The 23,523-nt window shown below is 67.9% G+C and carries 33 protein-coding genes; 13 read left to right on the top strand and 20 right to left on the bottom strand.

The genetic code is table 11. From position 1 onward, the window contains the following. The first annotated feature begins 21 nt into the window (after positions 1-21). Together trxA and O2K97_RS03910 are read left to right on the top strand one after the other, a co-directional pair. Positions 22-351 carry a thioredoxin gene (gene trxA / locus O2K97_RS03915; protein ID WP_017506226.1) on the top strand — a complete coding sequence of 110 codons (330 nt, stop codon included), beginning with the start codon at positions 22-24 and terminating at the stop codon, positions 349-351. Positions 352-423: 72 nt separating this feature from the next. Next, a complete protein-coding gene (locus O2K97_RS03910; RefSeq protein ID WP_066552684.1) occupies positions 424-609 on the top strand; it encodes a hypothetical protein in 186 nt (61 codons plus the stop codon). Here O2K97_RS03910 and O2K97_RS03905 read toward each other — a convergent pair. Further along, positions 606-1,892, bottom strand: a complete 1,287-nt coding sequence (locus O2K97_RS03905) for a bifunctional folylpolyglutamate synthase/dihydrofolate synthase (protein ID WP_269220527.1) — start codon at positions 1,890-1,892, stop codon at positions 606-608. The two genes, O2K97_RS03910 and O2K97_RS03905, sit on opposite strands and share 4 nt — an antisense overlap. A 36-nt stretch (positions 1,893-1,928) precedes the next feature. On the opposite strand from O2K97_RS03905, the gene O2K97_RS03900 reads away from it, so the two are divergent. Next, the gene (locus O2K97_RS03900) at positions 1,929-2,372 is read left to right on the top strand and encodes a DoxX family protein (protein ID WP_269220526.1); all 444 of its coding nucleotides are present in this window, start codon (positions 1,929-1,931) and stop codon (positions 2,370-2,372) included. On the opposite strand, the gene accD is transcribed toward O2K97_RS03900, so the two are convergent. The 11 genes from accD to O2K97_RS03845 form a co-directional block, all read right to left on the bottom strand. Next, positions 2,327-3,217 carry an acetyl-CoA carboxylase, carboxyltransferase subunit beta gene (gene accD, locus O2K97_RS03895; RefSeq protein WP_039246013.1) on the bottom strand — a complete coding sequence of 297 codons (891 nt, stop codon included), beginning with the start codon at positions 3,215-3,217 and terminating at the stop codon, positions 2,327-2,329. The genes O2K97_RS03900 and accD overlap by 46 nt on opposite strands. A gap of 10 nt (positions 3,218-3,227) precedes the next feature. Next, complete coding sequence (gene trpA, locus O2K97_RS03890) at positions 3,228-4,070, bottom strand: tryptophan synthase subunit alpha (RefSeq protein WP_269220525.1); 843 nt, start codon at positions 4,068-4,070, stop codon at positions 3,228-3,230. Further along, positions 4,067-4,486 (bottom strand): hypothetical protein, encoded by a 420-nt coding sequence (locus O2K97_RS03885; protein ID WP_269220524.1) that lies wholly within the window; start codon positions 4,484-4,486, stop codon positions 4,067-4,069. The genes trpA and O2K97_RS03885 overlap by 4 nt, the downstream gene beginning before the upstream one ends. After that, positions 4,483-4,950 (bottom strand): hypothetical protein, encoded by a 468-nt coding sequence (locus tag O2K97_RS03880; RefSeq protein ID WP_269220523.1) that lies wholly within the window; start codon positions 4,948-4,950, stop codon positions 4,483-4,485. The genes O2K97_RS03885 and O2K97_RS03880 overlap by 4 nt, the downstream gene beginning before the upstream one ends. Further along, positions 4,947-6,149, bottom strand: coding sequence for a tryptophan synthase subunit beta (trpB, locus tag O2K97_RS03875; RefSeq protein WP_168189973.1), 1,203 nt, complete (start codon positions 6,147-6,149; stop codon positions 4,947-4,949). Before trpB ends, O2K97_RS03880 begins: the two co-directional genes overlap by 4 nt. An 89-nt stretch (positions 6,150-6,238) precedes the next feature. Then, positions 6,239-6,880, bottom strand: a complete 642-nt coding sequence (locus O2K97_RS03870) for a phosphoribosylanthranilate isomerase (protein ID WP_269220522.1) — start codon at positions 6,878-6,880, stop codon at positions 6,239-6,241. Then, positions 6,877-7,290, bottom strand: a complete 414-nt coding sequence (locus O2K97_RS03865; RefSeq protein WP_181669203.1) for a type II toxin-antitoxin system VapC family toxin — start codon at positions 7,288-7,290, stop codon at positions 6,877-6,879. Before O2K97_RS03865 ends, O2K97_RS03870 begins: the two co-directional genes overlap by 4 nt. After that, positions 7,287-7,550: a type II toxin-antitoxin system Phd/YefM family antitoxin gene (locus O2K97_RS03860; protein ID WP_112863437.1), complete on the bottom strand. Its 264-nt coding sequence runs from the start codon at positions 7,548-7,550 to the stop codon at positions 7,287-7,289. The genes O2K97_RS03865 and O2K97_RS03860 overlap by 4 nt, the downstream gene beginning before the upstream one ends. 19 nt (positions 7,551-7,569) lie before the next feature. Further along, positions 7,570-8,304 (bottom strand): pseudouridine synthase, encoded by a 735-nt coding sequence (locus tag O2K97_RS03855; protein ID WP_269220521.1) that lies wholly within the window; start codon positions 8,302-8,304, stop codon positions 7,570-7,572. Between the two features lie 32 nt (positions 8,305-8,336). Continuing rightward, positions 8,337-9,236: a class I SAM-dependent methyltransferase gene (locus O2K97_RS03850; protein ID WP_269220520.1), complete on the bottom strand. Its 900-nt coding sequence runs from the start codon at positions 9,234-9,236 to the stop codon at positions 8,337-8,339. A 4-nt stretch (positions 9,237-9,240) separates the two neighbouring features. Then, positions 9,241-10,041 (bottom strand): undecaprenyl-diphosphate phosphatase, encoded by an 801-nt coding sequence (locus O2K97_RS03845; protein ID WP_269220519.1) that lies wholly within the window; start codon positions 10,039-10,041, stop codon positions 9,241-9,243. A 138-nt stretch (positions 10,042-10,179) separates the two neighbouring features. Here O2K97_RS03845 and O2K97_RS03840 point away from each other — a divergent pair, with 138 nt between their 5' ends. Then, a complete protein-coding gene (locus tag O2K97_RS03840; protein ID WP_269220518.1) occupies positions 10,180-11,172 on the top strand; it encodes a cation diffusion facilitator family transporter in 993 nt (330 codons plus the stop codon). A gap of 44 nt (positions 11,173-11,216) precedes the next feature. Continuing rightward, entirely contained in the window at positions 11,217-11,903 is a 687-nt protein-coding gene (locus O2K97_RS03835; RefSeq protein WP_269220517.1) for a glutathione S-transferase family protein, read from the top strand. On the opposite strand, the gene O2K97_RS03830 is transcribed toward O2K97_RS03835, so the two are convergent. Beyond that, positions 11,900-12,235, bottom strand: a complete 336-nt coding sequence (locus tag O2K97_RS03830) for a GIY-YIG nuclease family protein (RefSeq protein ID WP_269220516.1) — start codon at positions 12,233-12,235, stop codon at positions 11,900-11,902. The two genes, O2K97_RS03835 and O2K97_RS03830, sit on opposite strands and share 4 nt — an antisense overlap. 58 nt (positions 12,236-12,293) lie before the next feature. On the opposite strand from O2K97_RS03830, the gene O2K97_RS03825 reads away from it, so the two are divergent. Beyond that, a complete protein-coding gene (locus O2K97_RS03825) occupies positions 12,294-12,821 on the top strand; it encodes a DUF2239 family protein (protein WP_269220515.1) in 528 nt (175 codons plus the stop codon). A 141-nt stretch (positions 12,822-12,962) separates the two neighbouring features. Continuing rightward, positions 12,963-14,117: a tRNA epoxyqueuosine(34) reductase QueG gene (gene queG / locus O2K97_RS03820; protein ID WP_419466082.1), complete on the top strand. Its 1,155-nt coding sequence runs from the start codon at positions 12,963-12,965 to the stop codon at positions 14,115-14,117. Between the two features lie 330 nt (positions 14,118-14,447). On the opposite strand, the gene O2K97_RS03815 is transcribed toward queG, so the two are convergent. Beyond that, positions 14,448-14,963, bottom strand: a complete 516-nt coding sequence (locus tag O2K97_RS03815) for an FKBP-type peptidyl-prolyl cis-trans isomerase (RefSeq protein WP_269220513.1) — start codon at positions 14,961-14,963, stop codon at positions 14,448-14,450. Next, positions 14,944-16,146: a threonine ammonia-lyase gene (locus O2K97_RS03810; protein WP_269220512.1), complete on the bottom strand. Its 1,203-nt coding sequence runs from the start codon at positions 16,144-16,146 to the stop codon at positions 14,944-14,946. The genes O2K97_RS03815 and O2K97_RS03810 overlap by 20 nt, the downstream gene beginning before the upstream one ends. Positions 16,147-16,322: 176 nt before the next feature. Here O2K97_RS03810 and O2K97_RS03805 point away from each other — a divergent pair, with 176 nt between their 5' ends. Together O2K97_RS03805 and O2K97_RS03800 are read left to right on the top strand one after the other, a co-directional pair. Further along, on the top strand, positions 16,323-16,838 hold the full coding sequence (locus tag O2K97_RS03805; protein WP_017506422.1) for a hypothetical protein: 516 nt from the start codon (positions 16,323-16,325) through the stop codon (positions 16,836-16,838). A 115-nt stretch (positions 16,839-16,953) separates the two neighbouring features. After that, a complete protein-coding gene (locus tag O2K97_RS03800) occupies positions 16,954-17,151 on the top strand; it encodes a hypothetical protein (RefSeq protein WP_269220511.1) in 198 nt (65 codons plus the stop codon). A gap of 16 nt (positions 17,152-17,167) precedes the next feature. Here O2K97_RS03800 and O2K97_RS03795 read toward each other — a convergent pair whose 3' ends face one another. The 5 genes from O2K97_RS03795 to O2K97_RS03775 form a co-directional block, all read right to left on the bottom strand. After that, positions 17,168-17,701, bottom strand: coding sequence for a GNAT family N-acetyltransferase (locus O2K97_RS03795; RefSeq protein WP_269220510.1), 534 nt, complete (start codon positions 17,699-17,701; stop codon positions 17,168-17,170). Positions 17,702-17,868: 167 nt separating this feature from the next. Further along, the gene (gene rpmA / locus O2K97_RS03790; RefSeq protein ID WP_026108603.1) at positions 17,869-18,156 is read right to left on the bottom strand and encodes a 50S ribosomal protein L27; all 288 of its coding nucleotides are present in this window, start codon (positions 18,154-18,156) and stop codon (positions 17,869-17,871) included. A 96-nt stretch (positions 18,157-18,252) separates the two neighbouring features. Next, positions 18,253-18,807 carry a 50S ribosomal protein L21 gene (rplU, locus tag O2K97_RS03785; RefSeq protein WP_017506418.1) on the bottom strand — a complete coding sequence of 185 codons (555 nt, stop codon included), beginning with the start codon at positions 18,805-18,807 and terminating at the stop codon, positions 18,253-18,255. Between the two features lie 157 nt (positions 18,808-18,964). Further along, positions 18,965-19,498, bottom strand: a complete 534-nt coding sequence (locus O2K97_RS03780) for a phosphoribosyltransferase (protein WP_269220509.1) — start codon at positions 19,496-19,498, stop codon at positions 18,965-18,967. Continuing rightward, a complete protein-coding gene (locus tag O2K97_RS03775) occupies positions 19,491-20,426 on the bottom strand; it encodes an MJ0042-type zinc finger domain-containing protein (protein WP_269220508.1) in 936 nt (311 codons plus the stop codon). Before O2K97_RS03775 ends, O2K97_RS03780 begins: the two co-directional genes overlap by 8 nt. A gap of 71 nt (positions 20,427-20,497) precedes the next feature. Here O2K97_RS03775 and O2K97_RS03770 point away from each other — a divergent pair, with 71 nt between their 5' ends. The 4 genes from O2K97_RS03770 to O2K97_RS03755 are packed head-to-tail and all read left to right on the top strand — an operon-like array spanning position 20,498 to position 23,498. Then, a complete protein-coding gene (locus tag O2K97_RS03770) occupies positions 20,498-21,208 on the top strand; it encodes a cell division ATP-binding protein FtsE (protein ID WP_269220507.1) in 711 nt (236 codons plus the stop codon). After that, entirely contained in the window at positions 21,205-22,119 is a 915-nt protein-coding gene (locus tag O2K97_RS03765; protein ID WP_269220506.1) for a cell division protein FtsX, read from the top strand. Before O2K97_RS03770 ends, O2K97_RS03765 begins: the two co-directional genes overlap by 4 nt. Continuing rightward, positions 22,116-22,760 (top strand): YdcF family protein, encoded by a 645-nt coding sequence (locus tag O2K97_RS03760; RefSeq protein ID WP_269220505.1) that lies wholly within the window; start codon positions 22,116-22,118, stop codon positions 22,758-22,760. Before O2K97_RS03765 ends, O2K97_RS03760 begins: the two co-directional genes overlap by 4 nt. Next, positions 22,761-23,498 carry a lysophospholipid acyltransferase family protein gene (locus O2K97_RS03755; protein WP_269220504.1) on the top strand — a complete coding sequence of 246 codons (738 nt, stop codon included), beginning with the start codon at positions 22,761-22,763 and terminating at the stop codon, positions 23,496-23,498. Positions 23,499-23,523 lie beyond the last annotated feature (25 nt).

The following is a 23,523-nucleotide window of genomic DNA, read 5'->3' as shown; positions in this document are numbered from 1 at the left end:
ATAGCGCCCAAGGAGCCATTCATGGCGACTGTAAAAGTCACCGACGAAAGCTTTGACGCCGACGTCCTGAAATCCTCGACCCCGGTCCTGGTCGACTTCTGGGCCGAATGGTGCGGCCCCTGCAAACAGATCGGCCCGGCGCTGGAACAGATCGCCGACGAACTGGGCGGTCAGGTCACCGTGGCCAAGATCAACATCGACGACAGCCCCATGACCCCGTCCAAGCTGGGCGTGAAGGGCATTCCGACCCTGATGCTGTTCAAGGACGGCCAGATGGCTTCGATGAAGGTCGGCGCCATGCCCAAGGGCAAGATCGTCGAATGGCTGGCCGAGGCCGGCGTCAAGGCCTGAGCCTTTTCGACCCTGTCAGATCAAGCGCCCGCCGGTCCGACCGGCGGGCGTTTTTCATGCTAGGATGGCGCCATGAGCGACGAAGACACCCCGAACCCGGCTGACGATATCCCCGGCGAGACCCCGGTCCAGAAGGCCCTGCGCCTGAAGAACGCCAGGCTGGATGCGCGCGCCAAGCCGCCGCGCGGCGGTCGCTTCCAGCGCGAGCAGGCCGCCCGCATCGCCGCCGGCAAGTCCAAGCCCTGGATGACGCGCTAGACCGGCCAGGTCTCCGTGCTGGCGCCCAGGACCTCGCCGGCCAGATACAGCGAGCCGCAGATGGCGACCCGGCCTGCGCCCAGGCGCAGGGCCAGGTCCAGCGCCTCGGAAACCGAACCCGCCGGGGTCGCCGCCAGCCCATGCCCGCGCGCCACGGCCGCCAGGGCCGTCGGCTCGGCCGCCGCACCGTCGAAGCCGACGGTGAAGACGGTGGCCTGGCTGTCCTTCAGCGCGGCGAAGAAACCGCCCGCATCCTTGTTGTTCAACATGCCGCAGATCAGGGCCAGGGGACGCGGCGCCCGCGCCTGCCGCTCGGCCAGAAACGCCGCCAGCGCCCGCGCCGCATGGGGATTGTGCCCTCCGTCCAGCCACAGCTCCGCCTCCGCCGCCTTGGCCGCAGCGCCATAGGGGCCGCCCGAAATCCGTTGCAGACGCGCGGGCCAGCGCACGCGCTTCAGCCCCTCGGCGATCGCGGCCTCGGGCAGGTCCAGTTCGACCGCCGCCGCCACGGCCAGGGCCGCATTGTCGATCTGGTGCGCGCCCGCCAAAGCCGGCGCCGGCAGATCCATGAACAGTTCGGCCGTCTGGAACGCCAGGCCGCCCCGCTCGGCCCAGGCGTCGAAATCCACCCCCAGCACGTTGAGCCGCGCATGGACGTCGGCGGCGCGACGTTCGATGGCCGCCATCGCTTCTTCCTTCTGGCGCGCGATCACGGCCGGCGCTCCGGCCTTCAGCACGCCCGCCTTTTCCGAGGCGATGGCGGCCAGATCCGTGCCCAGGAACTCCGCATGGTCGTAATCGACCGGCGCGATGACGCTGAGCAGCGGCCGCTCGATCACATTGGTCGCGTCCAGCACCCCGCCCAGACCCACCTCGATGATGGCCAGGTCGGCGGGCGTCTCGGACATGGCCAGGAAGGCGGCGGCGGTGGTGCTTTCGAACACCGTGGCCTCGCTGTCCGTCTCGGCCATGACCGCCTCGATCCGGTCCAAGATCGCATTCAGATGATCGTCCTCGATCAGCGTTCCGGCCAGCCGGATTCGCTCGTTGAACCGCACCAGATGGGGCGAGGTGTAGGCGTGCACCTTCAGCCCCGCCGCCTCGGCGATGGCGCGGATCAGGGCCACGGTCGATCCCTTGCCGTTGGTGCCCGCCACATGGATCACCGGCGGAAGCTTGTGCTGCGGATCGCCAAGGGCCGCGCACAGCACGCGCATTCTTTCCAACGAAAGGTCGATCCGCTGGGGGTGGCGGGCGCGTAGTCGTTCGGAGACGGGATCCATCCGCCTCCTTTACCCCCTGATTTCGAGAACCGCGACATGACTTCCAGGCCGCAGATCAGAACCGCGGCGCGCCTCGTCCTCGCGGCCGTCTTCCTGGGCGCAGGGGTCCTGCATCTGATGGTCCCCGGCCCCTTCGTGCGGATCACGCCGGCGTGGGTCCCGCAGCCGGCCCTGGTCGTGGCCCTGACGGGGATCGCCGAGCTGCTGGGCGCGGCGGGTCTAACGATCCCGCGCCTGCGGGTCGCGGCGGGCTGGGCGCTGGCCGCCTACGCCGTCTGCGTCTATCCGGCCAACATCCAGCATGCCGTGAACTTTATGACGTCGGGCGCAGGGTTAGGCTGGGCCTATCACGGCCCGCGCCTGCTGTTTCAGCCGGTCATCGTCTGGTGGTGCCTGTGGGCCTCGACCGCGATCGACTGGCCCTTCAGACGGTCTCAGGCGGCGGCGCGGGTTCCGCCCATCAGCATGGACAGGATCTGACCCAGGGTGCGCGGCAGGTCGGCTCGGGTCACGACCCGGTCCACCATGCCCTTTTCCTGCAGATATTCGGCGCGCTGGAAGCCGGGCGGCAGTTTCTCGCGGATCGTCGCCTCGATCACGCGCGGTCCGGCGAAGCCGATCAGGGCGCCGGGTTCGGCCAGATGCACATCGCCCAGCATGGCGTAGGAGGCCGTCACCCCGCCCGTCGTCGGGTCTGTCAGGACCACGGCGTAAGGCAGTCTGGCGTCCTTCAGCTCTTCGATGGCCAGGGTGGTGCGCGCCATCTGCATCAGCGACAGGGCGCCCTCCTGCATCCGCGCGCCGCCGGCGGCGGTGAAACAGACCAGCGGAACCTTGCGGCTCACCGCCTCGCGCGCCGCCTTGATGAAGGCCTCGCCCGCCGCCATACCCAGCGATCCGCCCATGAAGGTGAAGTCCTGGACGATCACGACCGCGTCCTGACCGCCGACCGAGCCATAGCCGATGGCCATGGTGTCCTTGCGGCCCGCGGCCTTGCGCGCGGCGTTTAGGCGATCCTTGTAGGATTTGCCGTCCGAGAATTTCAAAGGATCTTCGGGCACGTCCGGCGTGTCGATGGACTGGAAGACGCCGCCGTCAAAGGTGGCCTTCAGGCGCGTCGGCGCATCGATGCGCATATGCCGACCCGACGGGGTCACCCAAAGGGCGGCCTCCAGATCCGAGCGATACAGCATCTCGCCGCTGTCGGGATCCTTGACCCAGAGATTGTCCGGGGTGTCGCGGCGCGACACGATCTTGCGGACGCCGGGCGCAAAGCGGCTCAGCCAGCCGCCGCGCTTTTCCTGAGGCTTGGTCTTGTCGTTCATCCGCGCGCTCTTAGACGGTTTCCGCCACGGAAGCACTAGCGGCGACGGATCGAACCGCATCGCCCAGCGCCTTCACCCGGGCCAGAACGCGCGCCGCGACGGGTTCGTTCTCCTCCAGCGCCGCCGCCACCTCGTCCACCAGAGCCGAGCCCACGACCACCGCATCGGCGACGCGGGCGATTTCGGCGGCCCGTTCCGGCGTCTTGACCCCGAAGCCGACCGCGACCGGCAGGCCCGAGGCCTTGCGCACCCGCTCGACGGCCGGCGCCACCACATCCGCGTTCGCTTCCTTGACGCCCGTCACGCCCGCGACGGCGACGTAGTAGACGAAGCCCGACGTGCCCTGGACCACGATCTTTAGCCGCTCGTCGTCCGAGGTCGGCGTCGCCAGGCGGATCAGCGAGATCGAAACCTTATCCAGCGCCTCGATCAGAGGCCCGGCCTCTTCCGGCGGGCAGTCCACCACGATCAGCCCGTCGATGCCGCAGTCGGCCGCATAGGCGGCGAAGGCGTCATAGCCCAGGCTCTCGATCGGGTTCAGATAGCCCATCAGCACGATGGGCGTGGCGTCGTCGCCCTTACGGAATTCCTTGGCCAGATCCATGGTCGAGCGCAGGCCGAAACCCGCCGCCATGCCCCGAATCGCCGCCCGCTGGATCGGAGGCCCCTCGGCCATCGGATCGCTGAATGGAAAGCCCAGTTCGATGATGTCGGCCCCGGCGGCGGGCAGCCCCTTCAGGATCGCCAGCGCCTCGTCGCGCGACGGATCCCCCCCCATCACATAGGGAATAAAGGCCGCGCGACCCTCGGCCTTCAGCGCCTTGAAGCGCGCGTCAATACGGGCGGTGGTCATTGGTCGTTGCCCTCGGTCGCAGATTCTTCGCAGGTATCTTTAGCCAAGGCGATCACCATGACAGCCGTCTTTGCGGGATCCGTTTCTCCATCAACCGCAAAGATCGAAACCAGCCCGCTCTCACAGGACTCAGGATGGTTCGGATCGGCACCCTTGAGCCGCAGAAAACCAAAGCTAACCTCGGGCGCGGGGCCGACCATAAAGCCTTGCTGCTGCAACGCAGATGTAAATTGCTCCCGCACTGCTCTCGCTTTTTCTCGTGGATACGTCAGGCAAAAATAGCGGTCGCCGCCTTCCTCCGAAGGAGGGCACTCGGTCCCGACAACGGCGTCCTCAATCTCTGGCAGGACAAAATCATCGCGCCAATCCGCCTTTGACGCGAACAAGGCAGCAGCGGCGAGAGACGCCAGGATCATTGCTGCGGCGTTCCGGCGGCGGCCGGCGGTGTCGCGGCTGCGGCAGCCGCGCACACGTCGCCCGGAATGGTGGCGAAGCCCAGATAGCCGGGCAGTTCGGCGACGGCGGTCTTGGTGGTGTCGTAGAAGGCGACCATCTGCATGCCGTCGCAGCCGCCCGCTTCACGGCGCTTGATGAAGACCACGCGGTTGTCGTCGCCGCCGGCGGCCAGCCAGTTCTTGGTTTCCAGATCGGCGATATAGGCGTCGGCCAGAGCGCCGATCTGGCCCAGCTGTGCGGTCACGCACCAGGCCCGCCCCGTCAGATTGTTCAGCCCACCGCAATCGGGCGACAGCTCCGCGCCGGGCAGCAGGCCGACGTCGGCCGGACCGCCCTGCGGTGCAGCGGGGGCCGGCGTCTGGGCCTGCACGGCCGCAGCGGACAAACTCATCACGGCGGTCGCCGCAAGAAGGGTACGGATCACAGGTTCACTCCCAGATGTTTGGCGACCTGGAAGATGTCCTTGTCGCCGCGCCCCGACATCAGCAGGACGACGTCGCCGCCCTTGCCGACTTCGCGCGCCACTTCGCCCGTCCGCGCCAGGGCGTGGGCGGGCTCCAGCGCCGGAATGATGCCTTCCAGCTTCGAGCACAGCTGGAAGGCTTCCAGCGCCTCATTGTCCGTCGCCGAGCGGTATTCGGCCCGGCCGATGTCGTGCAGCCAGGCGTGTTCCGGCCCGATACCTGGATAGTCCAACCCGGCCGAGATCGAGTGCCCCTCGACGATGTTGCCGTCCTCGTCCTGAAGCAAATAGGTCCGGTTTCCGTGCAGCACGCCCGACCGCCCGCCCTTGAGGCTGGCCGCGTGATCCGGCGTATCCAGCCCATGGCCGGCCGCCTCGACGCCGATCAGCCGCACGCCCTCGTCCTCGATGAAGGGGTGGAAGGCGCCGATGGCGTTGGACCCGCCGCCGATACAGGCGACCACCGCTTCGGGCAGTTTGCCCATCCGGGCCATCGACTGGCTCTTGATCTCCTTGCCGATCACCGACTGGAAATCGCGCACCATGGCCGGATAGGGGTGCGGACCCGCCGCCGTGCCGATGATGTAATAGGTGTCCGAGACGTTGGTGACCCAGTCGCGCATCGCCTCGTTCATCGCGTCCTTCAGGGTCGCGGCGCCGGCCGTGACCGAGAAGACTTCCGAGCCCAGCAGACGCATGCGGAACACGTTCGGCTGCTGCCGCTCTACGTCCACCGCGCCCATATAGACGGTGCAGGGCAGGCCGAACCGCGCCGACACGGTCGCCGAGGCCACACCGTGCTGACCCGCGCCGGTCTCGGCGATGATGCGCGTCTTGCCCATGCGGCGGGCCAGCAGGATCTGGCCCATGCAATTATTGATCTTGTGCGCGCCCGTGTGGTTCAGGTCCTCGCGCTTCAGCCAGATGTTGGCCCCGCCGAAATGTTCGGTCAGGCGCTCGGCGAAATACAGCGGGCTCTCGCGCCCCACGTAATGTTCCAGGTAGCCGTCCAACTCGGCCTGGAAACTGGGGTCCGCCTTGGCCGCCTTGTAGGCCGCGTCCAGCTCATGGATCAGCGGCATCAGGGTCTCGGCCACGAACTGACCGCCATAAGGACCGAAGCGACCCTGCGCGTCCGGCCAGGCGTAGGCGTTCGACAGCGGCTTGGCGGAATCGGCGGCTTGGATGGGGGCCACGATGGGGGTCTGGGCGTTCACGGTTTCGACTTTCACGCGGAGAGGCGTCGCAATTACGACCGGCGCGCATTTTGGATGAAGGTCGCGATCCGGTCGGCGTCCTTAACACCCGGCGCGCTCTCCACGCCAGAGGACACGTCCACCATGGGCGCGCCCGTGATCATCAGCGCCTCGGCGACGTTATCCGGGTTCAGCCCCCCGGCCAGGAACCACGGGTGGCGAAAGGCGCGGCCGGCCAACAGGGTCCAGTCGAAGCTGTGTCCCACCCCGCCGGGCAGAGCCGAACCCTCCGGCGGCTTGGCGTCGAACATCAGATGATCGGCCTCATCATCCCAGGCGTCGGCGGCGGCGAAGTCGTCCGCCCGCCGGATCGGCAGGGCCTTGATCACCCCCGCCCCCGTCAGCGCCCGCACGCGCTCGGCCCGTGCCGGCGCCTCAGACCCATGCAGTTGGATGAAGTCGGGCCTCAGCGTCCGGGCGATCTGTTGCAGCAGGGCGTCGTCGGGATCGACCGTCACCGCCACGATCTTCGCCCGCCCCCGCGCCCGCTCGAACAGGGCGGCGGCGGTTTCGGGCGCCAGATGGCGCGGACTTTTGGGAAACACCACCGCCCCCACGAAGTCCGCCCCGCCCTCCAGGGCGACGTCCAGCGTGTCCGGCGTGGTCAAGCCGCAAATCTTGATCTTGGTCGTCATGGCACGATCACCGACAACCCGATGTCGCGCGCCACCGCGGCCATATCTCCATCGAGCGTCGCGAGAATACAGCCATGTCGCATAGCAAGGGCTAGATGGACACTGTCGGGCGCGCGCAACCGAACGTCGTTTCTCACCAATCGACGCGCCGCGACGATATCGGCGTTAAGAACGTCCAGAACGACGCGTGTCGATAACCAATGGTCGAGATCGAGTTCGAGCCTGCGTCGATCACGATCGATCAGTCGCTTCATCCGCGACTGCACGGATAAGGCCGATGTGAACTCGGTCGCGGTCCAAGCGCTCAAGACAAGTGCATCAACACTTCCTGCCCAATCCAGGACACGGACGGTGTGATCATCTTCGTGCAACAGCGACACCAGCACGCTGGTGTCCAGATAGACCGTCAAATCTCTTCGTCCCGCATCATCCGCACGAGTGTGACGGAATCCATCGGTACGGTCGGCTTCACGCGAACGCGTTTGAACCATTCGACGTCAATGGGCCCCGACGTCGGAACGACCTCCTGTGCCGGCTCCAGCCGCGCGATCGGCACACCGCGCCGCGTGATGGTCACGGCCTCGCCCGCCAGCATGCGATCCAGCAGCTTGGGCAGGTTGTTCTTGGCTTCAGCGACGGAATAGCTGGACATGGCCATCAAGATAGCCATCTGATCACTCTGTGTCCAATCAGGCGAAAATCGAGGCGACCTCGTCCGCCGTCGCGAGGCGCCACTGACCGGGCGCCAGATCGGCGGGCAGGCCCAGTCCGCCCAGCCGTTCGCGATGAAGGGTTTCGACGTGGTTGCCGGCGGCGGCGAACATCCGGCGCACCTGGTGATAGCGGCCTTCCGTCACGGTCAGCAGAGCCTCGGTCGGCGACACCACCTCCAGCACCGCCGGCGCCAACGGCTTGTCCTCGCCCTCCAGCATCAGCTCGCCCGAGGCGAACAGCGCGCCTTCCGTCCCGGTCAGCGGCCGCGCCAGAACCGCCCGGTAAACCTTGGCCACATGGCGTTTGGGACTGATCACCCGGTGCAGAAGATCGCCGTCGTCGGTCAGCAGCAGCAGACCCGTCGTCTGCTTGTCCAACCGTCCGATGGTCGAGATGGCGGGATCGCGCGCCCGCCAACGTCCCGGCAGGATGTCATAGACCAGCGCCCCCTCTTCCTTGTGCGAGCAGGTCATGCCCAGCGGCTTGTTCAGCAGGATCACCAGCCCCTGCACGGGATCCAGCGGCTTGCCGTCGATCTCCATTCGGGTGGGCAGGTCCGGCGTCACGGCGATGCGTTTGGACACGTCCGTCAGGTCCGCACCATCCAGCACGATGCCGCCCGCCTTGGCCATCCGCGCCATCTCGGCGCGTGATCCATAGCCCATAGACCCCAGCAGACGATCGACCCTCGACGTCGGGACTTTCTTCATGCGCTGCCGCCCTTCGGACTGTTTGAGCGCGGTCACTTCACCGCCTCGAACAGTTTGTAGCCGCCTGCCTCGGCGACCAGCCGCACCCGCTTGAACGCCGCGTTCAGCTCGGCCTCATACGGCAGGTGCCGGTTGGCCACGACCCAGGCGACGCCGCCCTTCTTCAGGAGTTCGGCCGCCTTGCGGATAAAGGCCTGCCCCAGCCGCCTGTCCTCGGCCCCGCCGTCGTGGAAGGGCGGATTGCTGACCACGAAATCCTTGTCGCCCTTGGCCTCCAGGGTGCGGACGTCCGACCACCAGACCTTGGCGCGGTCGTCCTCGATATTGCGTCGAGCGGCCTGGATGGCGCGGCGATCCAGATCGACCATCTTCAGCTTGGTCACGGCGGGCGAGCGCAGCACCACGATCGACAGCGCGCCATAGCCGCAGCCCAGATCGACCCCCTCGCCCTTCATCGGCGGCAGATGTTCGGCCAGCAGCGCCGAGCCCGGATCGATCCGGTCCCAGGCGAACACGCCGGGCTGCGACCAGGCTTCCAATCCCGGCACGATCTGCGGCCCGCCGGAGGCGATGGCCTCGTCCAGCCCCTCGACCGTTTCGGGCCGAATGACGATGCAGCGGCGATGGTGCGCCTTGGCGGTCTCGGCGACCTCCAGGCCGAACGTCTTCAGCTCCTTGCCCAGGCGCGATCCGCCCTTGTCCTTGGGCGCCATGACGTCCAGCTGTCCCCCCACCTTCAGCGCCTTCAGCGCCAGGGCCAGCACGTAGCGCCGCTCCAGCACGCCGGGCGGGGCGTAGATCATGATGCTGTCGGCCGAGCCCGGTTCCTGCGCCTCCAGCGCAGCCGAGTCCGGGATCAGGGGCGAGGTCTGGGTCGCGTCGCCGGGCGGATCGAAGACGACCGGCGGCCGGCCGTACAGAAGCGTGGTCATGGTCTCAAAACCCCGCCTGCAACAGCGCCAGACCCACGACACCGACCACGATCCGCCACCAGGCGAAGACGCCGAACCCGCGCCTGGACACGAAATCCAGCAGGAACCGCACCACCGCCAGGGCCGAGATGAAGGCCACGACAAAACCCACGACGATCAGGCCGATGTCGCTGAAATCCAGCGTCTTGTGGTTCTTCAGCAGGTCATAGGCCACCGCCGCCCCCATGGTGGGCAGGGCCAGAAAGAAGCTGAACTCAGCCGCCGACCGCTTGTCGGTCTTCAGCAGCAGCCCGCCGGCGATGGTGGCGCCGGACCGCGACACGCCGGGGATCATGGCCAGGCACTGGAACAGGCCGATCAGGAAATAGATCCGCATCGGATAGGCCTCGGCGTCCAGCCACCTGGGCTTCTTGTCCATCCGGTCCAGCAGCAGCAGGATCACCCCGCCGACGATCAGGGCGATGCACACCACCTGCGGCGTCTCGAACAGCACCGTCTTGATGAAGTCATAGGCCAGGAAACCGATCACGACGGCTGGTGCGAAGGCGACCAGCAGCCCGATCAGGAACCGCCGCGCCTCGGCGTCGAAGGGCCAGCGCGTCGCCAGGGTCCACAGCTTCTTGAAATAGACGCTGACGATGGCCAGCAGGGCGCCCAGCTGGATCACGATCTCGAAGGTCTTGCCCGCGCTCTCAAAGCCCATGAAGTGGCCCAGCAACAGCATATGGCCGGTCGACGAGACCGGAATGAACTCGGTCAGCCCCTCGACCAGACCCAGAATAATGGCGGCAAGCCAGTCCGACATGAGACCCTCGAAAACCAATGCGCCCGGAACGCGCCGCGCCCGGATGCCTTCCCCCTAGAGCATGATCGTTTCTGACGGAACGACCCGTTTGGGCCAGCGGTTGGCTTTCAGCCACGATTGCGCGAGAAGAAGCCGACAATGACGACGCCCGCCCCCGCCCCCGCCTCGCTTGACGACGCCCATCTGGCCACGCGCCGCATCACCCGCCTGTCGGTCGGGGTCGCGGTGGTGCTGATCGCGATGAAGGCCTTTGCACTGGGCGCCTCGGGCTCGGTCTCCATCCTGGCGACCCTGGCGGATTCGGTTCTGGATCTGGCGGCGTCCCTGACCACCTTCTTCGCCGTGCGCTGGGCCGCCGCGCCGGCTGACGAGGACTACCGCTATGGCCATGGCAAGGGCGAGGCCCTGTCCGCATTGGTTCAGGCCGGGCTGGTCTTCGCCTCGGCCCTCTTCATCGCCTGGGAGGGGGTGCAGCGCATCTTCGACCCCCGTCCCGTAACCGCCGGCGCGTGGGCAAGCGGGATCGTGGTCGCCACCATCGTCATCACGGCCTGGCTGGTGTGGATGCAGACCCAAACGCTGAAGAAGACCGGCTCCGTCGCCGTCGCCGGCGACCGTGCCCACTATGCGGCGGACCTCGCCGCCAACGTCGTGGTGCTGATCGGCGTGATTTCAGGCGCCTTCCTGGGCGCGCCAGGACTGGATGCAGCCGCAGGCATCGTCGTCGCCGTCTGGCTGTTCTGGGGCGCGACCGGCATGTTGAAGGCCGCCGCCGATCACCTGCTGGACCGCGCCGTGCCCGAGGCCGACCGCGCCGCCATCACCAAGGCCGTCCTGGCCGACCCCCAGGTCTTCGGCGTGCACCAGCTGCGCACTCGCATGTCCGGTCAGGTGATGATGATCCAGATGCATGTCGATCTGGACGCGCACCAGACCCTGGACGCCGCACACGCCATCGTCGTCGCCGCCGAGAACCGGGTGCTGGCCCAGTATCCCGCCGCCGACATCCTGATCCACGCCGACCCGCGCGGCCACGCCCGTCCGCAGCCCGCGATCCCCGCCGCGGCTCCCGCCGAGCCGCAAGCCGCCACCGCCCCGACCGGCCTCGCGCCCAAGGGGCCGTGGTCCTGATGCGGTAAACGCCGATTTAACGGGTCCGGGCGCATCACCCTTAGATGCCCGACCCTTGCGTTCTCTTCCACTTCGCCTTCCAGCCCGCGTCTCGCGCCGCGCGACTGGCGCTGGGCGAGGCGCGGATCGAATGGACCGACACCCCGGTCCGTCCGTGGGAGGACGATTGCCCAGTCAATGACTTCAATCCATCCGGCCTGCCGCCGGTGATCCAGACGATGGATCGCGGCCGTCCGCTGGTGCTGTGCGAACTGCCCGCCATCCTGGGCTGGATCGAGGATCAGCAGAAGGGGCCGCTGCTGCTGCCCGCCGACCTCGCCGAACGGGCCGAGGCGCGCCGCCTGACCGGCTGGTTCGAGCGCCGCTTCATGGACGAGGTCGACGCCGTCCTGCTGCACGAGCGGATGGAAAAACCGCTGCTCAAGCTGGGCCCGCCCGAAGCCCGCGCCCTGCGCGACGGGCGCGACGCCCTGAAATTCCATCTCGCCATGCTGGAGGACCTGGTCGCCGCCCGCGACTGGCTGGCCGGCCGCCGCCTGTCCCAAGCCGACCTGATCGCCGCCGCCCACCTGTCGGTGCTGGACTATTTCGGCGAGATCCAGTGGAAGACCTGGCCCGGACTGAAGACCTGGTATTCCAAGCTCAAATCCCGCCCCTGCTTCCGCCCCCTGCTCGCCGACCGCTTCGTCGGCGTGCCGCCCTCGGCCTGGTACGCGGATCTGGATTTTTAAAGCGCCTCTGCGCCCAACCGGGCGATCCACAGCTTGGCGCGACTAGCCAGCTCGTCCTTGCGCCTCAGATCCGAGATGTCTTCCGGCAGGCGGTCCAGCTGTTCGAAGCGGAAATCCTCGGGCGTGTGCGCCTTCCACGCCGCCTGAAGCGACCGATACGGACTGCCGCCGTGGCGCAGCGCGAACCACAGGCCGTTCTGCTCGGTGTCGATGTGGCGGCTCTTGCCGACCCAGGCCTGACCTGTCGCGCTGCAGATCACGGCATAGACCCCGGCGATGGTCGCGCGCTCCTTATATTCGGCGATCAGGCTCTTGCGATTTGTCGGGGTCATGGCGCTCTCTTATTTATCCGGGTATAAACATGACAGATAGTTTCATCCGGGTAAATACATGAGCGACGAAGATCGTGATCTGGTCCTGTTCGACGGCCCCCGACGCATCGCAAGAGGCTCGGACGCCGCCGTGGCTGCCGCCATTCGCAAGGCCTTGGCGGCCTCGCCTCAAGCCGCGCTGCGCGTGTTCGATCTGGCGACCGGTCGCCCGGTCGATCTGGATCTTCGGGAACAAGAACCGGCTCCGGCTCCAAAGCGCGGCCGTCCGCGTCTGGGCGTCGCCGCACGCGAGGTCACGCTTTTGCCTCGCCACTGGGACTGGCTGGCGACCCAGCCGGGCGGCGCCTCGGCCGCCCTGCGCCGTCTGGTGGAACAGGCCCGCAAGACCGGCGCAGGAAACGATGCACGCCGCCGTCGCACTGACGCCGCCTACGGGTTCATGGTCGAGATGGCCGGCGACGCCTCCGACTTCGAAGAGGCCAGCCGCGCCCTGTTCGCCAGCGACCGCGATCGTCTGGTCGTCCTGATCGCCCCCTGGCCGGCCGACATTAAGGCCCAGCTTCTTGAACTGTTCGACGGCGCATGACCGTCTCCTCCCCATGAAATGGGGAGGGGGACCGCGAAGCGGTGGAGGGGCTCTTGAAGTCCCACAGACGCCAGTGATGCGCTGAAGAACCCCTCCGTCACGGCGCGAAGACGCGCCGCGCCACCTCCCCGCTCCGCAGGGATGAGACTTCATGCTATCCCCCGCCCCGTGTCCGACCGCTTGAAAACCTTCATCCGCCAGCGCGCGGCCGAGCTCGGCTTCGATGTCTGCCGGTTCGCCTCGGCGGCTGACGCCTGGCCGGCGGGCGAGCGGCTGCGGCATTTCGTGGACGAAGGCCGGCATGGCGACATGGAATGGATGGAGACGACGCTGGATCGCCGCCAGCACCCCACCGCCATGTGGGACGAGGCCAGGACCGCCATCGTCCTGGGCATGAACTACGGCCCCGACCAGAACCCGCTCGATCAGCTGGCCGACCGCTCGGCCGGCTACATCTCGGTCTATGCGCGCGGCGACGACTATCATGAGGTCATCAAGGGCCGGCTGAAACAGCTGGCGGGCCAGATCGCGGCCCGCAACGGCGCGGACATCAAGGTCTTCGTCGACACCGCCCCCCTGATGGAAAAGCCTCTGGCCCAGCGCGCCGGCCTGGGTTGGCAGGGCAAACACACCAATCTGCTCAGCCGCACCCATGGCAACTGGCTGTTTCTGGGGACCATCCTGACCGCCGCCGAGATCGAGCCCGACGCGGCCGAGACCGAACACTGCGGCCGGTGCACCGCCTGTCTCGACGCCTGCCCGACGAACGCCTTCCCCGCCCCGTTCCAGCTCGACGCCCGGCGCTGCCTGTCCTACCTGACCATCGAGTTCGCAGGCCCTTGGCCGGTCGAGTTCCGCACCCTGACCGGGTCGCGCATCTATGGCTGCGACGACTGTCTAGCGGTCTGCCCGTGGAACAAGTTCGCCCAAGAAGCCCGCGAGATCCGGCTGGCGCCCCGCCCGGCCTTTGAAAGCCCACGCCTGCATGACCTGCTGGCGCTGGACGACGCCGCCTTCCGCGCCCTTTTTACCAAGAGCCCCGTCAAGCGGATCGGCCGCGACCGCTTCCTCAGGAACGTCCTCTACGCCGTCGGCAACTCGAACGACGCCTCCCTGATCGCCCCGACGAAAGCTTTGCTGGCCGACCCCTCATCCCTGGTGCGCGGCGCCGTCGTCTGGGCCCTGTCGCAACTGACGCCGCCCGACGCGTTCGCGGCCCTGGCCGAGGCGACGACCGAAACCGACCCCCAGGTCCTGGCCGAATGGCGGCGGTCCGAAACCGCTCAACCCGCATAATCGCCGCGACGAACGACAGCGATTTCAAAGATCTAGAGACAACCAGCGACCGCTACCGTGCCGCCCTCGCACTCTGAGCTATACTGCTCGTCTGGTCTTTGACATTCGCCGCCGCAGAACTGCAAGCCACTCGCAAAAATCTGCACGAAAGTGCACTCAAAAAATTCGCAGTGCACTTTTCTTCTCCTCCCCATGGAGAGGGGGACCCCGAAGGGGTGGAAGGGCTCTCGACGCCCCACAGGCGCCTGCGATGCATCCCAGAACCCCTCCGTCACGTCGCCAAGCGGCGCCGCGCCACCTCCCCGCTTCGCAGGGAGGAGACGGCAGCCGTCACCCCATCGCCGTGCCGACGCCCGATCCGCCGCCGGGCACCTTGGCCACGTCGAGCAGTTTCAGGCGGAAGATCAGCACCGAGTTGGCGGGGATCTTGGGATTGCCCTGCTCGCCATAGCCCAGCTCGGGCGGGACATAGAGCAGCCATTCGTCGCCGACCCGCATCTTTTGCAACGCCTCGGTCCAGCCCTTGACCACTTCCTCGGGCGTGAACACCGCAGGCGCCCCGCGCGCGAAGGAACTGTCGAACACGCTGCTGTCGACCAGCTTGCCCTCGTAATCGACTTTGACGAGGTCGTTGCGGTCCGGGCTGACGCCGCCGGCCGGTCCCGCCTGAACCACCCTGTATTGCAGGCCGCTGGGCAGGGTCTGGACGCCCTCCTCCTTGGCGTTCTTGGCCATGAAGGCGGCCGCCTCGGCCTTGCCCGCGTTCGGATCGACCGGCGCGGCCTGGCCGCAGCCCGCCAGCAAGAAGGCCGCGACGATTGCCGCCTTACCCCATCCGAAGTTCATAGCCGCGTTCCTTCAAGGCCTCGCCGATCTCGTCGGCGTGGGCGCTATCGCGCGTTTCGACCATGATGTCGAACTCGGCGCCCTTGGCCGGCACGTCCAGGGCCAGCCGGTTGTGGACCACGTCGATGATGTTGCCGCCCAGGCCGCCGATCACCGCCGCCATGGCCGACAACATGCCCGGCCGATCGTCGCCCAGGATGCGATAGACGATCAATCTCCGTTCACGGACCATCTCACGGTTCAATACGACCGCCAGCATCCGTGCATCGATGTTTCCGCCGCACAGCTCCAGCCCGACCTTCATCCCCTTGAACCGCTCGGGATAGGCCAGAAGCGCTGCCAGACCGCCCGCGCCGGCGCCCTCGGACACCGTCTTCTCATAGGTGACATAGGTGGCGACGGCCCGTTCGAAGTCGGCCTCCTGGCAGACGAAGACCTCATCCACCAGCGGGTCGGCCAAGGCGAAGGGAATGTCGCCCACCGCCTTGATGGCGATGCCCTCGGCGATGGTCTGGCCGGTGCAGACCGGCGGCTGGCCCGCCCGTTTGGCGGTGAAGGAGGGATAGCGCGCGGCCTCGACGCCGAAGACCTTGATGTCCGGCTTCATCGCCTTCGCCGCGATGGCGCAGCCCGCAATCAGCCCGCCGCCGCCGATGGGGATGATCAGGGCCTCGACCTCGGGCGCATCCTCCAGAAGCTCGATCGCGCAGACGCCCTGGCCCGCCACGATGCCTTCGTCGTCGAAGGCCGAGACGAAGACGTAGCCCTTTTCCGCTTCCAGCCGCTTGGCCGCCTCGGTCGAGCCGGTGAAGTCCAGCCCCTCGATCACCACGGTCGCCCCATGCGAGCGGGTGCCGTTGATCTTGGCGAAGGGCGTCCCCTCGGGCATGACGATGGTCACCGGAACACCCAACCGTCCGCCGTGATAGGCCAGGGCCTGGGCGTGGTTGCCGGCGCTGGCGGCCACCACGCCGCGCTTCCTCTCCTCGGGGCTCAGCATCAGCAGCCGGTTCAGGGCGCCGCGCTCCTTGAAGCTGCCGGTGAATTGCAGATTGTCGAACTTGACCCAGACCTCGGCTCCCGTCAGCTGCGACAGCTTTCTGGAATAGCGGGTCGGGGTGCGGTCGACCGCGCCGGCGATCCGGGTGCGCGCGGCTTGGATATCGGCGAAGGTGACGGTCATGCGGGGCGTTTCCGAGCTGTCGCGCCTCGACGACTGGGCGCGTTGTCGGGCCTGTTTCGCGCGTTGTCGGGTCCGGGTCCAGAGGGGGAATCTTGAGCGTGGAAGTCGCCCGCCCTGTCGTGCGATAGTGGGCCTCGGTCGTCCGCGCGACCGCAACGAACACCGGAGGAAGCCCTATGTCGAACCGTCCCCTCGCCGCGACCGGCCTCGCCTTGGCGCTCGGCGCCGCCGCCCTTTCGGCCTGCGCGCCCACGACCGGCGGCGGTCTGCCCTACGCCGCCCCGGCCGCCTTCAACGAGCGCGACTTCGGCTGGTCCCAGATGCCGGGCCGCAACAGCATTCAGGGCCAGATCGCCTTCGCCCGCGACGGCAAGGCCTTCGATTGCGTCGGCAATGTCGGCCTGACGCCGGACACTCCCTACACCCGCGCGCGCTTTCGCACCCTGTACGGCTCGACCCAGCGCGCGGCCGTGCCCGCCGCTGTCGTCCGCGCCCGCACCGTCGCCGACGCCAACGCCGACTATCGCACCTATGTCCGCGACACGCGCTGCGAGAACAGCCGCTTCCGCTTCGACGGCCTGCCCGACGGCGGCTGGTTCCTGATCGTGCCGGTCACCTCGGGCGATGCGCCCCTGGTGCTGATGCAGTCGGTGCAGACGCGCGGCGGCCGGGTCGTCTCCGTCACCCTGTGACCCACAGACCCGTTCTCACGAAGATGCGACCCCGGTAACGCGGATCGCCATCTTCTGACCACGAGCGCCCCGGACTGATCGCGACTTCTGTGCGAGAGTTCGGGGAGCTTTTTTCTTGTCCCAACACAATATCATAGGATCCGAGGCCTTTACGCGAGGGCCGTCGGTCATCATCCGTCAATACAAGGCGGGCGGCATGCGGCGTCGCCGGACCAAGACCATCGCCACCTTCATCGCCGGCGCGGGCGCCATGCTGGTGGTGGGCGCCGTCGCCGTCGCGGCCGTCTATGGTCCCGCCCTGGCGGGCGGCTGATCCTGCGGGCTGGCCGTCAGGCCAGCCACACCATCATGCGCGTATCGGCCACGGCCCGACGCGCCCGGCTCCACGCCCGGCGCGTCTCGCCGGTGTAGAGAAAGCCCGCCTTTTCCAGCACGCGGCCAGAGGCCGGATTGTCGGCGAAATGGCCGGCGACCAGCGCCCGGCGCTTCCACTTGCGGCTGGCCCAGACCAGGGCGGCGTCCAGCGCCTCGGTGGCGAAGCCCCGACCCCAGTATTCACGCCCGATCCAGTAGCCGGTTTCCGGCACCCGGTCTTCGCCCTCGAACAGGCCGATGACGCCGATGGGCCCCACGTCCTCATGGTCGATGACGAAGGTGTTGGCTCGTCTTGGGTCCTGCGAGGCGACCTGCAGCACGAAGTCGTCGGCGTCGCGCATCTGGAACGGATGCGGCATCCGCTTGGTCATGCGCGCGATGTCCAGATCATTGGCCAGGGCGGCGATGCGTGGCGCATCCTGGGGCGCGGGCGCGCGCAGGATCAGGCGCCGGGTCTCGACGACAGGAGAGGTTTCGATGACGCACATGGGCGTTGCCTCGGATTGTCGACCATCTCCTTGAAGGGCTCGGACGGTCTTCGAGGCGGGGAAACGCAAACGGGGAGCCTGGTGATCCAGACTCCCCGCGGATTATCATCCCTGGTCCGGATCGGCTGCTGGCAGGAGCAACGCGATCCGGGAAGGTCCAGACTGCGTTACTCGGCGGCCATCGCCTGAGCGGCGTCGTCATTGGCCGCGAGGATCGACACGTAACAACGGCCGCCACGTTTGGTGGTGAACTTCACAGCGCCGTTCTTCAGGGCGAACAGGGTGTGGTCGCGGCCCATGCCCATGTTCTCACCGGCGTGGAAGGTGGTGCCGCGTTGGCGCACGATGATGTTGCCGGCCAGCACGCGCTCGCCGCCATACTTCTTCACGCCAAGGCGCTTCGACTCGGAGTCGCGACCGTTACGCGACGAACCACCGGATTTCTTGTGAGCCATCTTGCCGCTCCGTACTTTCTTGGTGCGCTACCGGCCTTTCGGCCTACTTGAGCGCGTCCGCAACTTAGGTCTGGCGCCGAGGCGCCGGTGAATGTCTTAGGCTTCGTCGCCGGCGGCTTCAGCCTTGGGCGCAGCCTTCTTCTTGGCCGGGGCCTTCTTGGCGGGAGCCGAGCTCTCGACCACGACGCCCTTGACCTCGGCGCCGTCCACGTCGGTCACGACCGTCTCGGTCGAACCCAGCGAGGAGGTGGCGTCGCGAGCGGCCAGGTTGCGAGCGCGCAGGTTGATCTCGGCCTTGGTGGTCAGATCGACCTTGCCGTCCCACTTGGCGGTCTCGCCGGCGCCTTCGATGCCGGTGATGCGCAGGACCGATTCCATCTGGCGATGGCCGTTCGTGCGGCGATAGCCCTGGCGACGGGTCTTCTTGAAGATCTTGATCTTCTCACCCTTGCGGGTCTCGACCAGGGTCGCGCCGACGAAGGCGCCGTCGATCAGGGGGGCGCCCAGGGTCACGCCCTTGTCGCCGCCCAGCATCAGGACGCTGTCGAACTTCAGCTCAGCGCCGGCGTCGCCGTCGAGCTTTTCGACGACGATGGTGTCGCCCGGTTGGACCCGGTACTGCTTGCCGCCGGTCTTGATCACCGCGTACATGTTGAAGCCTCAGCGCAAACGCAAAAAAAGATACGCCCCCGGAGAGGGCCCCGGCGGCGAAGAGCGGCGACATATACGGAAGGGCGTCGGAGAGTCAACGCCGAACCGGGCGGAAATTCAGCCCCGGACGGATTATCCCGCTGTCGCGAACCCGATGTCAGTCCAACGCGCAGATGTCGGGCAAGCCCCGCAGACCGCCCGCATTGTCGAGGCCATAGCCGACCAGGAAGCGGTTCGGCGCCTCCCAGCCGACGAAGTCCGGCTCCGGCGCGCGCGGCTTTGGCCACGGCTTTCTGGCGAAGACGCAGGTCAGCACTTCGGACGCTCCCGCCTCCCGGGCGATGCGCACGGCCTCGGCCAGAGACAGGCCGGTGTCGAAGACGTCGTCCAGGATCAGCACCTTTCGTCCGGCGATCGGACGCTGGAACGGCGCATAGACGTCGATCTTGCCGCGGCTGGTCTTGTCGTCGCCGTAAGACGCCAGCCACAGGGCGTCGAAACGGACGTTGCGGCCGACGCGCGACAGGGCGCGGGTCAGATCGGCGGCGAACCACAGCCCCCCGGTCAGCAGCACGGCGGCGACCGTATCGTCGTCGACGACGGGCGCGATGCGCTGGGCCAGGTCGGCGACGATGCGCGCCACCTCGGCCTCGGACAGAAGAACGGTCGGCGTCGGGGAGGGATCAGCCATGATGCGAGGCCGATACCGCCTCACCATGCCCCTTGTCCACAGCGCCTACGGGTCGCGCGTCGATCGGCGCGGCCGTGTTCGGCGCCTCGGCGCCCGGCGCCGTCGCCGAGCGCAGTCCCTTGGCGGTCTCGCCCGCCGGCTCTGCTTCGTGAGCGGGCGCGGCCTTGGCATCATGTCCGCCGTGTTCAGCGATAGGCTTGGCGGTCTCAGGGCTGGCCGGCGCGAAGTCGACGCCGATCCCCGCCCCATGGCCGCCGGGATCGGGGATCAGGGCGGCGAAGCCCTGGACCTTGCCCGGCAGGACCGGCGCCGCGTCGATCTTTACGATCTTGAACCCGACCTCGGCGCCGGCGGCGTCCAGCAGGGCCACGCGAATCGGCGGCGAGACGATCTCGACGTCGCGCACATTACGGATGGCGCCGGACACCACGACCATGCCGGGATGGTTCGGCGCAGCCTTGGCCGTCAGCGCCTCGAAGTCCAGCCCGACCGGATTGACCGGCGCGCCGAAGAATTTGTAGGCCGAAGCGGCTCGGGGGAAGGCCTGGACGATCTCGACCCGGAACAGGAAGGCCGAAACGATCAGGCCGATGAAGACGCTGGCCAGACCCGCCCAGATCACGCCCTGGGTGGCGGCGCGGCGCAGCTTCTTCTGGCGATCGGCGCGGGCGCGGAAGGCGCGAGGCAGTTCCGGCGCCGGCGTTTCGGCCAGGCTGGCTGCGGTCGGCGCGGGGTCGGGTTCGGGCGAGGTTGCAGGCGTGGCGGCGGCGACCGTCGGCTCGGGCGTCAGGGTCAGTTCCAGCGGCTCGTCGGGCGTCGCGCGCCAGACTTCGCCGCACGATTGGCAGCGCACCTTGCGGCCTTCGTGGCCTATGGCTTCGTCACGAATGAAATAGCTGGTGGCGCAGGCGGGGCAGGTCAGTATCATGTGGCTGACTGCGAGGCTGTCGCCCCCTCCTGTAAGGCGCGACGCCGCGCCCTGTTCCTGAAACACATACCATGCCGTCCTCGCCCGCCGAACCCGCCGCTATGACCGAGACCGTTCGCCTGTCTGGCGTCGGCTTCGGCTATGTCGGCGCGCCCGACGTGCTGCGGGACGTTAACCTCATTTTGCCGCGCGGCTCTTTCCACTTTCTTACCGGGCCGTCCGGGGCCGGAAAGTCCTCGTTGCTGCGTCTGCTGACGCTGGCGGACCAACCCCGAACGGGAACCCTCCGCCTGTTCGGATCGGATGTCACGCGCATCGATCGTCGCGACATCCCGGCCTTTCGGCGGCGGATGGGTGTGGTGTTCCAGGATTTCCGCCTGCTGGATCATCTGTCGGCCTTCGACAATGTCGCCCTGCCGCTGCGCCTCGCGGGCGGATCCGAGGCCGAGTACGCCGACGACGTGCGCGAGATGCTGAAATGGGTGGGCCTGGGTCGCCGGATGGAAGCCCGTCCCCCCGCCCTGTCCGGCGGCGAGAAGCAGCGGCTGGCCATCGCCCGCGCCGTCATCACCCGCCCCGGCCTGATCGTGGCCGACGAACCGACCGGCAGCGTGGACGCCGTGATGGCCGACAAGCTGCTGCGGCTGTTCCAGTCGCTGAACAAGCTGGGCGCCACCGTCCTGATCGCCAGCCATGACGAGGCCCTGGCCCAGAGGTCGGGCGCGCGCGTCTTGAGGCTGGAGGCCGGAGGGCTCAGCGAACCCTCGCGGGTCGCCGCATGATCCGTCTATCCGATTTCAGCCTCTCCAGCCGCCGGCCCGGCCTGCTGCCGCCCGCCGCAGCCGGCGAGCCGTGGCTGATGACCGTCATCGCCGTCCTGTGCTTTTTGGCCTGCCTCGCCGCCGTCGCCGCCTCGGCCGCCGACCGCGCCGCGCACGGCTGGGCCCGACAGCTGGGCGCCGAGGCCACCGTCCAGGTCCGCCCCCGCGTCGGCGAAACCGGCGACACCGCCGCCGCCCGCGCGGCCGAGACCCTGTCCGGCGTCGATGGGGTGGACGAGGCCGCCGCCCTCAGCCGCAAGGCGGCCGAGGATCTGCTGCGCCCCTGGCTGGGCGACGCCGTCCTGCCCGATCTGCCCCTGCCCCATCTGGTGACGGTGCGGCTGAACCCCGAGGCGCCGGCCAGCGCCGTCACCCTGAGCCGCGCCTTGGCCGAAGCCGGACTGGACGCCACGGTGGACGATCACAGCCTGTGGCGCGGCGAAGTCGAGCGGTCAGCCGGCATGATCACGGTCCTGGCCGGAGCCGCCTTCCTGGCCGTCGCCTTCGCTGCGGCCGCCGCCATCGCCTATGCGACACGGGCGGGCCTGGCGGCCGGTCAGGGCGTGATCGAGACCCTGAGCCTGAACGGCGCGACCGATGGCGCCATCGCCTGGCTGTTCCAGCGGCGGTTCGGCCTTATGGCGGCCGGCGCGGGCGCGATCGGCGCCGGACTGGCGGCGGTTCTTCTGATCCTCCTGCGGTTCATCGGCGGATCGGGCGGCCTGACGGCGGCCCTGCCGATCAGCTGGAGCGACCTGGCGTTGCTCTCGCCTTGCCCGCTGCTCGCGGCTACGGTTGCGGTTCTCGCGGCGAGATTCGCCGCCATGCGAATGCTGGCTTCAGGACGGCCGACAGAGGGAGGGGGCGCATGAGACTGTTGAGCGTCATCTTCATCGCCGGTCTGATCTGGCTGGTCGGCCTGTTCGCCTTCGCCCACCGGGTGCGCGAACTGACGCCGGCCGACGACCCCGCTCGCGCCGACGCCATCGTGGCCCTGACCGGTCCGTCGTCCGAACGGGTCAACACCGCCATCCGCCTGCTGGAACAGGGCAAGGGCGAGCGGGTGCTGATCTCCGGCGTCAATCGCGAGGTGCGCCGTCAGGAGTTGCGCGAGCTGACGCCCGGCTCCAGCCGTCTGTTCAACTGCTGCGTCGACCTGGGCTTCGAGGCCGAGGACACCGTCGGCAACGCCCAGGAGATCGCCGCCTGGAGCCGCGCCAAAGGCTATCGCAGCCTGATCGTCGTGACCTCCGACTATCATATGCCGCGTTCGCTGGTCGAAATCCGGGGCCAGCTGCCGGGCGTGAAACTGACGCCCTACGCCATCTCCACCCCGTCGCTGGACAATGCGCGCTGGTGGCGGGCGGCGGTGACCGCGCGTCGGATGACGCTGGAATATATGAAATACCTCGCCGTCCTGGGTCGCGAGGGCGTGCGTCGCATCACCCGCGACCGGCCCGCCTCAGTCACGGCCGAGAGCGACACCGCCCCTGACGAAAAGGCCGCGTCCTAAGTGAACACCCTGCGTTCCCTGATTTTCACCGCCTGGCTCTATCTGTCGATGCCGATCATCGCCATCGGCCTGTCGCCGGTCCTGCTGGCGCCACACCGCTATGTGCAGGGCGTGTGCAAGCTGTGGGCGAAGATCGTCCTGTTCGGCCTGCGCTGGATCGCGGGGATCAAGGTCGAGGTGCGCGGGTTGGAGCACGCCCCGTCCGGCGCCGCCCTGATCGCGTCCAAACACCAGGGGATGCTGGATATCGTGGCCCTGTTGGCCGTCCTGCCCGACGCCTGTTTCGTGATGAAGAAGGAGCTTATGCCCCTGCCCTTCTTCGGCTGGTTCGCCTGGAAGTCGAAGATGATCGCCGTGGATCGCGCGGGCCACGCCAAGGCGCTGAAGGACATGACACGACAGGCGCGCGACCGCCTATCGGAAGGCCGCCAGATCGTTATCTTCCCCGAGGGCACACGCAACGACCCTGGCGTGCCGGGCGACTACAAGCCCGGCGTCGCCGCCATCTATCGCGATCTAGAAGGCCCCTGCTGGCCCGTCGCCACCAACTCCGGCGTCCACTGGCCGGCGCACGGCTTCCGCCGCTATCCCGGCACGGTCGTGTTTGAATTCCTTGAGCCGATTCCGGCCCAGCTGAAGCGCGGGGCCATGATGGCGTTGCTGGAAAGTCGCATAGAGACGGCGTCGTTGGCGCTGCTGGAGCCAAAGGCCCAGCTTGCGCATTCTGAACCGGCCTGATCTCCCCGCTCGGGCGCCATTCATG

The organism is Brevundimonas vesicularis (assembly GCF_027105095.1).
GTDB lineage: Bacteria > Pseudomonadota > Alphaproteobacteria > Caulobacterales > Caulobacteraceae > Brevundimonas > Brevundimonas vesicularis_E.
This window is presented reverse-complemented; position numbering and strand designations above follow the sequence as displayed.

What these genes read in the sequence shown, in the direction of transcription:
- O2K97_RS03850 (WP_269220520.1), bottom strand. Translation starts at nt 9,236, where the DNA reads ATGACCACGCTTCTGTACGGCCGGCCGCCGGTCGTCTTCGATCCGCCC.
- trxA (WP_017506226.1), top strand. Translation starts at nt 22, where the DNA reads ATGGCGACTGTAAAAGTCACCGACGAAAGCTTTGACGCCGACGTCCTG.
- O2K97_RS03870 (WP_269220522.1), bottom strand. Translation starts at nt 6,880, where the DNA reads ATGACGACCAAGATCAAGATTTGCGGCTTGACCACGCCGGACACGCTG.
- O2K97_RS03815 (WP_269220513.1), bottom strand. Translation starts at nt 14,963, where the DNA reads ATGAACTTCGGATGGGGTAAGGCGGCAATCGTCGCGGCCTTCTTGCTG.
- O2K97_RS03885 (WP_269220524.1), bottom strand. Translation starts at nt 4,486, where the DNA reads ATGATCCTGGCGTCTCTCGCCGCTGCTGCCTTGTTCGCGTCAAAGGCG.
- O2K97_RS03765 (WP_269220506.1), top strand. Translation starts at nt 21,205, where the DNA reads ATGATCCGTCTATCCGATTTCAGCCTCTCCAGCCGCCGGCCCGGCCTG.
- O2K97_RS03780 (WP_269220509.1), bottom strand. Translation starts at nt 19,498, where the DNA reads ATGGCTGATCCCTCCCCGACGCCGACCGTTCTTCTGTCCGAGGCCGAG.
- O2K97_RS03905 (WP_269220527.1), bottom strand. Translation starts at nt 1,892, where the DNA reads ATGGATCCCGTCTCCGAACGACTACGCGCCCGCCACCCCCAGCGGATC.
- O2K97_RS03855 (WP_269220521.1), bottom strand. Translation starts at nt 8,304, where the DNA reads ATGAAGAAAGTCCCGACGTCGAGGGTCGATCGTCTGCTGGGGTCTATG.
- rplU (WP_017506418.1), bottom strand. Translation starts at nt 18,807, where the DNA reads ATGTACGCGGTGATCAAGACCGGCGGCAAGCAGTACCGGGTCCAACCG.
- O2K97_RS03910 (WP_066552684.1), top strand. Translation starts at nt 424, where the DNA reads ATGAGCGACGAAGACACCCCGAACCCGGCTGACGATATCCCCGGCGAG.
- accD (WP_039246013.1), bottom strand. Translation starts at nt 3,217, where the DNA reads ATGAACGACAAGACCAAGCCTCAGGAAAAGCGCGGCGGCTGGCTGAGC.
- trpA (WP_269220525.1), bottom strand. Translation starts at nt 4,070, where the DNA reads ATGACCACCGCCCGTATTGACGCGCGCTTCAAGGCGCTGAAGGCCGAG.
- O2K97_RS03805 (WP_017506422.1), top strand. Translation starts at nt 16,323, where the DNA reads ATGTCGAACCGTCCCCTCGCCGCGACCGGCCTCGCCTTGGCGCTCGGC.
- O2K97_RS03825 (WP_269220515.1), top strand. Translation starts at nt 12,294, where the DNA reads ATGAGCGACGAAGATCGTGATCTGGTCCTGTTCGACGGCCCCCGACGC.
- O2K97_RS03900 (WP_269220526.1), top strand. Translation starts at nt 1,929, where the DNA reads ATGACTTCCAGGCCGCAGATCAGAACCGCGGCGCGCCTCGTCCTCGCG.
- O2K97_RS03760 (WP_269220505.1), top strand. Translation starts at nt 22,116, where the DNA reads ATGAGACTGTTGAGCGTCATCTTCATCGCCGGTCTGATCTGGCTGGTC.
- queG (WP_419466082.1), top strand. Translation starts at nt 12,963, where the DNA reads ATGAGACTTCATGCTATCCCCCGCCCCGTGTCCGACCGCTTGAAAACC.
- O2K97_RS03795 (WP_269220510.1), bottom strand. Translation starts at nt 17,701, where the DNA reads ATGTGCGTCATCGAAACCTCTCCTGTCGTCGAGACCCGGCGCCTGATC.
- O2K97_RS03845 (WP_269220519.1), bottom strand. Translation starts at nt 10,041, where the DNA reads ATGTCGGACTGGCTTGCCGCCATTATTCTGGGTCTGGTCGAGGGGCTG.
- O2K97_RS03810 (WP_269220512.1), bottom strand. Translation starts at nt 16,146, where the DNA reads ATGACCGTCACCTTCGCCGATATCCAAGCCGCGCGCACCCGGATCGCC.
- O2K97_RS03830 (WP_269220516.1), bottom strand. Translation starts at nt 12,235, where the DNA reads ATGACCCCGACAAATCGCAAGAGCCTGATCGCCGAATATAAGGAGCGC.
- O2K97_RS03775 (WP_269220508.1), bottom strand. Translation starts at nt 20,426, where the DNA reads ATGATACTGACCTGCCCCGCCTGCGCCACCAGCTATTTCATTCGTGAC.
- O2K97_RS03770 (WP_269220507.1), top strand. Translation starts at nt 20,498, where the DNA reads ATGCCGTCCTCGCCCGCCGAACCCGCCGCTATGACCGAGACCGTTCGC.
- rpmA (WP_026108603.1), bottom strand. Translation starts at nt 18,156, where the DNA reads ATGGCTCACAAGAAATCCGGTGGTTCGTCGCGTAACGGTCGCGACTCC.
- O2K97_RS03860 (WP_112863437.1), bottom strand. Translation starts at nt 7,550, where the DNA reads ATGGCTATCTTGATGGCCATGTCCAGCTATTCCGTCGCTGAAGCCAAG.
- O2K97_RS03840 (WP_269220518.1), top strand. Translation starts at nt 10,180, where the DNA reads ATGACGACGCCCGCCCCCGCCCCCGCCTCGCTTGACGACGCCCATCTG.
- O2K97_RS03835 (WP_269220517.1), top strand. Translation starts at nt 11,217, where the DNA reads ATGCCCGACCCTTGCGTTCTCTTCCACTTCGCCTTCCAGCCCGCGTCT.